Raw genomic sequence first — 7,724 nt, 5'->3', positions numbered from 1 at the left:
GCATTCGGATTCTCATAGACCCAATGTTGAAATTCATCCACCGCAACTCCATATGGCAAGAACAGCAACGCACCACTTAAGTGAGCAAATTGATATTTCTCAGTATCTTCCTTAAAAAATTCAACCATCCATGGCCATGTAAAGAACTCCATACTCATAGAATGAATTTCACATGCTTCATATGTTGGCCAGTAATATTCCGGAATGTCAAAGTGCCTGCTTAAATATACTTGGAAGGCATGCCCTGCTTCATGTGTCAACACATCAATATCGCCGGACGTCCCATTGAAGTTAGAAAAAATAAACGGGGCTTTGTAATTCTCGATAAAAGTACAATATCCTCCGCCAGCTTTTCCTTTTTTGGCAACTAAGTCCATCAAGTTATTTTCAGTCATAAACGAGAAAAACTCGCCTGTTTCAGTTGATAACTCATTATACATTTTTTGACCGCTTTGAATAATCCATTCAGGACTTCCCTTTGGTGTTGCATTACCTGAATGATAAATTATTGGTTCATCATAGTATTTTAGCTTTTCAACACCAATTCGTTTACTTTGTCGGTCTTTTAATTTTGTTGCTAAAGGGACAATAAATTCTTTCACTTGATTTCGAAAGTTAGCGACCATGTCCGGATTATAATCGGTTCTACTCATTCGATAATACCCGAGTTCAACAAAACTGGAGTAGCCTAAAGCCTTTGCAATTTCAGTTCTTACTTTTACTAATTCATCATAAATTTGATCCAATTTGGCTTCATTTTCTGCAAAAAAGCCAAATCGAGCTTCATTTGCTTTAATTCTCATGTTCTGATCCGGGGATTGAGCAAATGGTTCTAGTTGCGGCAATGTCCGCTCGCTGCCCTCAAACATAATTTTAGCGGAGGCGATAAGCTTTGTATATTCTGATGACAGTTTATTCTCTTGTTGCAGAAGAGGGACAATCTTGGGAGAGAATGTTTTCAGTTGTGCTTCAGCAAGCGCAAATAACTGTTCTCCCCATTTTTCTTCTAACTGATTTCGATATTTAGAGTTTACAAGTGCTTGATAGTATCTGAATGTTAACCCTTCAATTTCAGGTTCGATTTCATCTATATAATCCTGCTCATCCTTATAATACTCATCATTTGTATCGATTGAATGGCGAATATAGCATAAATTAAACATTGTGTCGATTCCATCACGGATTTCATTGATCCTTTTTATCGAGTCAATTTGCTCTTGAATCGTTTCAGCTCGTTCAAATCGTTCCAGTTCTTGTTCGAATTGTGGTTTGATTTTGTTTAAATCGGGGCGAGTATATGTATATTCTTCAAATTTCATGTTTCCTCAACCTCCTTAAGTATTATTAAACAGAAAGGCTCTGTTAAATATGGCTGTTGATTTCCGCTGCAGGTGCTTAGCGACCCAGCGGGGGAGTCCGGGAGCCTGTCTAGCTGCAGCGGCTAGGGGCTCGGGGTCATAAGCCAATCCGTCAAGAAGGTCAAAGAACGACCTTCATGCCGGATTGGCTTATGCCTGTCGCCCCTGGACAAGCCGCTTCCGCTTTTCCTTCTCCTCGGCGCCATAGCGCCTGTGGGGTCTCCCGTGACACCTTCTCCCGCAGGAGTCTCGCACCTTCCGCTCCAATCAACAGAATGCTCAAAATCAACATTGCTCTTTAACACAGCCAAACAGAAAAAGCAGTCAGAATATGACCGCTCTTTAATATTTCCCTACTGATAGGCCTAATTTTTTCAGTAATTCGATAGCCGTTTTCTGCTCTTCATCTGAGAGGACTGTCATCAAATCATTTATTTTCTGTTCATGTTCTGGGAAAATATTGTCAATAAATTGTTTTCCCTCTTCGGTAATTTGGGCATAGGTGACCCTTCGATCATTTGGGCAGGCCACTCTTTTTAATAGTCCTTTTTGTTCCAGTTTATCTACAACATAAGTAATACTTCCGCTTGCAAGCAAAATCTTCCCGCCAATTTGCTGTAAAGGTTGATCTCCTTTATGATAGAGAAGCTCTAATACTGCAAATTCAGTGGGATTTAACCCATTTGCTGCAATAAATTTATTTACTTGTTCATTAATCGCTTTATAAGAACGAGATAACACAATAAATAATTTTAATGATTGATTAATTTGCTCAGAACTCATATGGTATCCATTCCTTTATAATGAAAGATAAGAATCTTGAATTCAAAATAAGTATATTAAAATTGGATAAGTGTGTCAATTGTCGGTTGGTGAAACCAGAAAAAGAGGCACTAAGGAAGTGTTAGTGCCCTAAATTGTGGTCAACAAAGGTAAACAGGGTACTAAAGAAGGTGTTAGTGCCCTAAATCATGGTAGCCATCGGAAAACAGGGCACTAAAGGATGCGTTAGTGCCCTAAATTGTGGTGAACAAAAGAAAACAGGGTACTAAAAGCGGTGTTAGTGCCCTAAACATTGAATATGTAGGGCTGCCTATAAACAAAATCATTCTAATTAATAAAGATATTCTGTATGATACATAGTATAGGAAAAAATTCACTTTTTTATATTTTTTTGGGGAGAAGGTCAAAAAAATGAGTCAACAGGCGTTATCTATGAGCAATAATAGTAATAATCAAGCAGCAACCACCTATAAAATCTTATTCCTCCTTGGCTTATGCCATTTATTAAACGATTCACTGCAAGCCGTCGTTCCGGCTATGTTCCCTATTTTAGAAAAATCAATGGGGCTTTCTTATACACAATTAGGAATGATTGCTTTTTCATTAAATATCGTTGCTTCGCTTTTACAGCCCGTTATCGGGATGATCTCCGACAAAAAACCAAGACCCTATACGCTACCTATCGCCCTTTCAATAACGATGATTGGGGTTACTGGTCTTGCATTTGCTCCTCGGTTTGAATTCATTATATTATCGGTAGCATTAATTGGGTTGGGCTCTTCTATTTTTCATCCTGAAGGCTCACGAGTGGCCTTCCTGGCTTCCGGACCTCGCAGGGGGTTAGGACAATCCATTTACCAAGTCGGCGGAAATACCGGGCAAGCATTGGCCCCACTTATTACAGCAGCTATCCTCGTTCCACTTGGTCAAAGGGGAGCGTCCTGGTTTATTCTCGTGGCCGCTACTGCGGTCGCATTACTTTACTATATCTCTAGATGGTATACCGCTAAACTTCAAGCAGATCAGCTAGTTCGCAAAAATCAAAAGACTGCACCCTCCGATTCGGCGCAAACATATCCAAGAGCCGTTTGGGCAGCCCTTATCTTAATCTTATTTTTAATTTTTGCAAGATCATGGTATATCTCAGGAATTACAAACTTTTATGCGTTTTATGGGATTGAAAAGTATACCCTTTCGATAAAAGAAGCTCAGGTTTATATATTTGCGTTTTTATTGACCGGGGCAATTGGAACTTTTTTTGGAGGACCGTTAGCAGACCGTTTTGGGAAAAAGAATATCATTTTTATATCATTAATTGGATCAGCTCCACTGACCATTTTAATCCCGTTCGTTCCAAGCTATGTTGCCTTTGGTCTCTTGACTGTCACCGGCTTTTTATTAATGTCTAGCTTTTCTGTGACGGTTGTTTATGCTCAAGAGCTCTTTCCTGGAAAAATAGGAACGATGGCTGGTTTAACCGTTGGGTTAGCGTTTGGAATGGGGGCAATCGGGTCAATGGGTCTTGGCTTTTTAGCAGATTTAATTGGTTTAGAAAAGACCATCATCTTAGTCGGGCTTTTACCACTGCTTGGCGTCGTCGCCAGCTTCCTGCCATCAGATCAAAAGTTGAAAGAAATTTATGCTTTGAATAAATAAAGGATGGGGAATCCCCATCCTTTTATATTTCGTTTATTTGTTTGTAAAGCTCTGCTTTCTCTTCAGTTGTTAACATTCTTTCAGCCATTGGAAACAGAACATTTTCCTCTTTAGCAAAATGATCGACAAGGGTGAGATAAGCATTTTTAATTAAATCACTATACTCCCTCATCATTTCCACACTTAAATCATCAGACCCACTTGTTTTTTCGAAGAATCTTCCGATTAAAGACTTAGCCTGGTCGTGTTCATATTCCATTACCGCAATTGGCCCCATGCCAACGCCAATGTATTTTTCCATCATTCTAAATAAAACCTGTTCTTCTCTTTCTGAATGTGGCTCAAGTTCAGTCATAAATACTTTCACCGCAGATTTTAATTGTCCAAAATGACTTTCAGGATGATCATTGGTTTCAATTTTTGAACATAAATCAAAAAGTCCATGTAGTTTTTCTAACAGAGGAATATGCTCCCCTTTTAATTGAGCAAGCCCCTCACTTAATGAAACTGGTTCATTCCCCATCATTGAACTGAAACAACCTTCCATCGTCTTTGCCCCTTCCATATATCCTATTTCCTATGTTCCAAGTATAATCTTGAAGCAAACTAAGTGTTGTGATAGATGTCACTTAGTCTGACTTATCCTTTGTGGGAAGGGCAATATTTTATACATGAAGTGAGGGTTTTTGAATAGTGAGAAGTTTTCAGAAAAAATTTATTGTGATTTATTAAAGTTCTTCCTTTTCATTCATATACTAATAGTATCAATAGATTGGGAGGGAACAGCTTGCATTTTAATACTTATCGAGAGTTTTACCCAAAGTCGTTAATTTCGATGGGAGAAAAAGACCGCACCGCTATAAATGATCCTGAATCAAAATTAACTCATTGGCTTGTTTCACTCGAAGGATTCCCGAGACTTGATGAAGAGTTTTATTTATGGGAGGTAACAATCTATCCCGCGGACAGTGAGGGAACATTTAATTGGAATACACCGTTATATAGATCGAGCCGTTATGAGAGTTTTGATGAGGCTTACGAAGCAGCCTTAAAGCTAGAAAATGCCTGTCAAAATCCTAAAGTGTCAATGATAGATTTTATAGAAAAATAAACAAATATTGATCAACTAGCTTTACTTTCCTTCTTTTTCTCCTTGATTGTGAAACTCCATACATACTATTTCTGCTCAACACTTTATCCCCCTCTAACGATAAACTTCTCACTTAAAATATTCCTTAATTTATATAAAAAAGCACTATTGAAAAAATCAATAGCGCACAAAAGTGAATACGATCCATATGATTATGCCAATCGAAAAATAATCCCGTGTCCGCCCTTTGGATACTCCCATTTTATATTTTGATAAGGACAGCCTATTCTACAGCTCCCACATTCATGGCAGCCCTCATAGCCAACATGCATTCTGATTTCTTCCCATTTGTACACCTCTGCCGGACAGAATACCGTACAATATTTCTCAGGACATTTTGTTAAACATGTGTCATGGTCGAGAACCGTTAAATGGGATTTAGTATCTGCCTTAAATCGGACCAAATACTGCTTTTCTTCTATTGTTTTCGTCGACATTATTTCACCGCCTTCCAAGCACGATAAATGTCTTGCATAACTTTAAATCTGCCCCGTTCTTTCGTTAACCCACGCATAATTTCTTTTTGTTTATCCCGTTTCGGCGTTCCATCGACTGTAAAGAATTTACTGGCAGCTTGATTCATCATTGGAAGATACTCTTTAAAATATTGCGGATAGTTTTCAAAGGTATGGGTCGCGTCTTTATATTTTTTCAGATCCTTTATGATAAAGCTTTCGTATAATGCGTCCTTGTAGCTGCTTAGTCCCACCTCGCTGAAATCATTCTCCTGCTTGGCCCTAACAATAGCTTCTGCTGCCATTTTCCCCGATGACATGGCCATATTTGATCCTTCGCGATGGATTGCGTTAACAAATTGAGCAGCATCCCCCACTACTAAAACACCGTTCCCAATTACACGAGGTACGGAATGATATCCTCCCTCCGGGATTAAGTGCGCTAAATACTCTGCCGATTCTCCACCGTCTAAATACGGTTTTACCATTGGATGATTTTTCAAGTAATCCAGCAAATCATATGGCTTTAGCTTTGCTTTGATCATACTTGATAGGGTGGTTCCAACACCAATATTTAAGCTTTCCTTATTCGTATAAAGAAAAGCCGTCCCTAAATTTCCTTTTGTGGAGTCCCCAAAAATTTCGATTGTACAACCTTGATTATCCTCAAGGTTAAAACGTTCGTTGATTCTATCCTTAGGAAGATTAATTACCTCCATGACAGTAAGGGCTACTTCATCTGGACGAAATTCTTTATGAAAGCCCAGCTGTTTTCCAAGCAAAGAATTGACACCATCAGCCAAGACAACCACATCGGCATAAACGTCTCCATCAGGTCTGTCCGTCCTTACCCCTACTACCTTGCCATTCTCCACGATACATTCTGTAACAACCGTTTCACAAATAAGTAGAGACCCGGCATTTACAGCCTGTGCAGCAAACCATTGATCAAATTGAGCCCGTAAGACCGTGAAATTATTGTATGGCTCCTCGGCCCACTCAAGACCCTTATAACCAAAGGAAAGAACGGATTCCTTATCCATCATCCAAAATCTTTGTTCGATAACCGGTCTTTCTAAAGGGGCCTCCTTCCAAAACTCAGGGATGATTTCCTCCATTTGTTTTCGATACAAAACTCCTCCCATGACATTTTTGCTGCCAGGATATTCTCCCCGCTCAATTTGTAATACCTTTAAGCCATGTTTTGCACAAGTGTAGGCACACGAAGTTCCAGCAGGTCCTGCTCCAACCACAATCACATCAAATTTTTCCGACATAGCTTACTTCACCACCTGTTTCTATCCGTATTTGCTTAAATTGCTCGATTAATTTTGGGACAATCTCTAGTGCATCCCCAACAATCCCAAAGGTGGCCACGTCAAAGATCGGTGCATTTGGGTCTTTATTAATGGCAATAATGAGCTCGGAATTTTTCATCCCAACAATGTGCTGAATCGCTCCTGATATTCCAATAGCGAAATAGATTTTCGGTGTAACCGTCTCGCCTGTCTGGCCCACTTGCTGCTCATGCGGCAGCCAGCCTGCCTCCACTACATCCCTGCTTCCTGCAACAGTTCCTCCTAATCTTTCAGCCAATTCATGAATTAATTCAAAATTTTTGCTGTCCCCTAACCCTTTTCCCCCTGCAACAATAATATCAGCTTCAGCAAGCTTTACTTTTTTTGTGATATCCTTCACAATTTTAATTACTTTTGTTCTCATTTCACTCTCTGATAGTTCAATCTTTTCCTCGATAATCTTCCCTTTTCGCCCATTGTCAGGCTCTAATGCTTTCATTACTTTTGGACGGACCGTTGCCATTTGCGGTCGGTGCTTCTTACAAAGAATGGTTGCCATAATGTTTCCGCCGAAAGCAGGCCTGCTAGCCTCTAACAGTCGTTTTTCAACATCTACATCAAGCATCGTTGTATCTGCCGTCAGTCCAGTTGACAAATCAGTAGCTACCGCACTTGCAAGGTCTTTACCATTTGCTGTCGCGCCGTATAAAAAGATTTCTGGTTTATATTTTTCAGCGAGCATAATGACGCCCTTCATATACGATTCCGTTCGGTAATCCTTCAAAACGGGATCATCAATCACATATACTTGATCAGCTCCGTATGAAATCGCCTTAGCCGCCAAGCTTTTTATCTCCATTCCTAACAATATCCCACTGAGCGGAACCGACAGCTTATCTGCTAGTTTTCTGCCTGCACCCAACAGCTCAAGAGATACTCCCTCGATATCTCCATTATTTTGTTCAATAAAGACCCATACTCCTTCATGTTCATTCATGGTTCCAATCCCCCTTCCCAAATGTCT

The 7,724-nt window shown here is 39.7% G+C and carries 8 protein-coding genes; 2 read left to right on the top strand and 6 right to left on the bottom strand.

Features of this window, described 5'->3' with window-relative positions; all coding sequences use genetic code 11:
* Together ACI48O_RS03895 and ACI48O_RS03890 are read right to left on the bottom strand one after the other, a co-directional pair.
* A partial coding sequence (locus ACI48O_RS03895) for a M3 family oligoendopeptidase (RefSeq protein WP_435560396.1) occupies positions 1 to 1,319 on the bottom strand: 1,319 nt, incomplete at its 3' end.
* A gap of 381 nt (positions 1,320 to 1,700) precedes the next feature.
* Entirely contained in the window at positions 1,701 to 2,141 is a 441-nt protein-coding gene (locus ACI48O_RS03890) for a MarR family winged helix-turn-helix transcriptional regulator (protein ID WP_435560395.1), read from the bottom strand.
* A gap of 411 nt (positions 2,142 to 2,552) precedes the next feature.
* Between ACI48O_RS03890 and ACI48O_RS03885 the strand changes: the two genes are divergently transcribed.
* On the top strand, positions 2,553 to 3,797 hold the full coding sequence (locus ACI48O_RS03885; protein ID WP_435560394.1) for an MFS transporter: 1,245 nt from the start codon (positions 2,553 to 2,555) through the stop codon (positions 3,795 to 3,797).
* Positions 3,798 to 3,819: 22 nt separating this feature from the next.
* Here the strand turns inward: ACI48O_RS03885 and ACI48O_RS03880 are convergent, their stop codons facing one another.
* Positions 3,820 to 4,362 carry a hemerythrin domain-containing protein gene (locus tag ACI48O_RS03880; protein WP_435560393.1) on the bottom strand — a complete coding sequence of 181 codons (543 nt, stop codon included), beginning with the start codon at positions 4,360 to 4,362 and terminating at the stop codon, positions 3,820 to 3,822.
* 222 nt (positions 4,363 to 4,584) lie between these two features.
* On the opposite strand from ACI48O_RS03880, the gene ACI48O_RS03875 reads away from it, so the two are divergent.
* Positions 4,585 to 4,908 carry a hypothetical protein gene (locus ACI48O_RS03875; RefSeq protein WP_435560392.1) on the top strand — a complete coding sequence of 108 codons (324 nt, stop codon included), beginning with the start codon at positions 4,585 to 4,587 and terminating at the stop codon, positions 4,906 to 4,908.
* 191 nt (positions 4,909 to 5,099) lie between these two features.
* Here the strand turns inward: ACI48O_RS03875 and ACI48O_RS03870 are convergent, their stop codons facing one another.
* The 3 genes from ACI48O_RS03870 to ACI48O_RS03860 are packed head-to-tail and all read right to left on the bottom strand — an operon-like array spanning position 5,100 to position 7,697.
* Entirely contained in the window at positions 5,100 to 5,384 is a 285-nt protein-coding gene (locus tag ACI48O_RS03870) for a ferredoxin family protein (RefSeq protein ID WP_435560391.1), read from the bottom strand.
* The gene (locus ACI48O_RS03865) at positions 5,384 to 6,679 is read right to left on the bottom strand and encodes an FAD-dependent oxidoreductase (RefSeq protein WP_435560390.1); all 1,296 of its coding nucleotides are present in this window, start codon (positions 6,677 to 6,679) and stop codon (positions 5,384 to 5,386) included. The genes ACI48O_RS03870 and ACI48O_RS03865 overlap by 1 nt, the downstream gene beginning before the upstream one ends.
* Positions 6,663 to 7,697, bottom strand: coding sequence for an electron transfer flavoprotein subunit alpha/FixB family protein (locus ACI48O_RS03860; RefSeq protein ID WP_435560389.1), 1,035 nt, complete (start codon positions 7,695 to 7,697; stop codon positions 6,663 to 6,665). The genes ACI48O_RS03865 and ACI48O_RS03860 overlap by 17 nt, the downstream gene beginning before the upstream one ends.
* Between the last annotated feature and the right edge of the window lie 27 nt (positions 7,698 to 7,724).

Origin of the sequence: Neobacillus terrisolis, assembly GCF_051233475.1 — a bacterium.
Lineage (GTDB): Bacteria > Bacillota > Bacilli > Bacillales > Cytobacillaceae > Bacillus_BU.
The sequence above is the reverse complement of the archived record's forward strand: the minus strand, read 5'-3'. Positions and strand labels throughout refer to the sequence as shown.

Excerpts from the sequence above, each read along its gene's own strand:
- ACI48O_RS03890 (WP_435560395.1), bottom strand. The coding sequence starts at position 2,141 with ATGAGTTCTGAGCAAATTAATCAATCATTAAAATTATTTATTGTGTTA.
- ACI48O_RS03885 (WP_435560394.1), top strand. The coding sequence starts at position 2,553 with ATGAGTCAACAGGCGTTATCTATGAGCAATAATAGTAATAATCAAGCA.
- ACI48O_RS03880 (WP_435560393.1), bottom strand. The coding sequence starts at position 4,362 with ATGGAAGGGGCAAAGACGATGGAAGGTTGTTTCAGTTCAATGATGGGG.
- ACI48O_RS03870 (WP_435560391.1), bottom strand. The coding sequence starts at position 5,384 with ATGTCGACGAAAACAATAGAAGAAAAGCAGTATTTGGTCCGATTTAAG.
- ACI48O_RS03865 (WP_435560390.1), bottom strand. The coding sequence starts at position 6,679 with ATGTCGGAAAAATTTGATGTGATTGTGGTTGGAGCAGGACCTGCTGGA.
- ACI48O_RS03860 (WP_435560389.1), bottom strand. The coding sequence starts at position 7,697 with ATGAATGAACATGAAGGAGTATGGGTCTTTATTGAACAAAATAATGGA.